Source organism: Vibrio sp. Vb0888, assembly GCF_033338835.1.
Taxonomy (GTDB): domain Bacteria; phylum Pseudomonadota; class Gammaproteobacteria; order Enterobacterales; family Vibrionaceae; genus Vibrio; species Vibrio alginolyticus.
Window position 1 is genome coordinate 1 of sequence record NZ_JAWOTL010000358.1, and the last position, 1,014, is coordinate 1,014.

2 protein-coding genes are annotated in these 1,014 nt (G+C 47.8%); both read right to left on the bottom strand.

From position 1 onward, the window contains the following. A partial coding sequence (locus tag R7P72_RS26235) for a sigma 54-interacting transcriptional regulator (protein ID WP_318111202.1) occupies positions 1 to 514 on the bottom strand: 514 nt, incomplete at its 3' end. After that, positions 514 to 1,014 (bottom strand): OmpA family protein (locus tag R7P72_RS26240; protein WP_318111204.1); only part of this gene is annotated, 501 nt, incomplete at its 5' end. The genes R7P72_RS26235 and R7P72_RS26240, both read right to left, overlap by 1 nt.

Sequence of the window (1,014 nt, forward strand, 5' to 3'; positions counted from 1 at the left end):
GAGGAGAGTGTTCGTGTACATATCGAGCTAGCACCTCTTTACCCGTACCAGACTCACCCGTGATCAACACACTCGCGTTCGTACACGCTGCACGGTGTGCCAATTGAAGCACCTGCTTACTGCGCCACGACTCAGCCACAATGTTCGCCATTGGTTTGCCAAGAGCTTCAACGCGCTTTAGCAAATTGATGAGCTGATTCGCTTCAAATGGACGCAACAAGTAATCGGTCGCGCCCGACTTCATAGTCTCTGCCGCCAAAATGCCTTGTTCTTGATCCACAATCGCAATCACAACGCCAGCATTACGCTGCTTCTGGTGACACGCAACAAACTCACGTACGCACATATCCGGTAGAGTAGAGCTCACTAACGTGATGCTTGCGCGCTCTTCTAACAGTGCGCTTCGCCCTGTACGTGTGTGCTTTGCGGTGTAACCGGCATTCTTCAGCACATCCAGTACAGGTTGAGCAAGGTGTTCGTTCGGCTCAACCAACAAAATATTCGTTTTCGTCATCATTGAACCTTAACCTTCTTTTGTTGAGTCTGTTGTTGTACGTACATGGTGTTTTTTTCTATGGTGCGTTCGTTGTCTCTGACTAGGCGTAACGTCACACGTCGATTTTTGGCCTGACCAGCTGCTGTATTGTTATTTGCGACCGGATATCGGTCACCATGAGATCTGACTTCGATAATATTTGGGTTTACACCGTGAGCAATCAGTGCATCGGCCACTTGTTGAGCACGTAAACGCGATACCGAAAGGTTGGTGAGCCTTGGTCCAACATTGTCGGTATGGCCATCGATTAGCACTTTCGTCACTCGGTCATCAACAGAAAGATAGCTATAGAGCGCAGCTAACGTCTGTTGCTGAGTCGCATTTAGTGTTTTCTGACCGAATTGAAAAGGCAAAACGATGTCTCTTGCTTGTGAGAACGAAAGTTTCGGTAGTCGCTCAAGACACGCATTAAATTCGCTCAGTGCCTTTTGAATTTGAATTGTTGGGATTCTTACTTC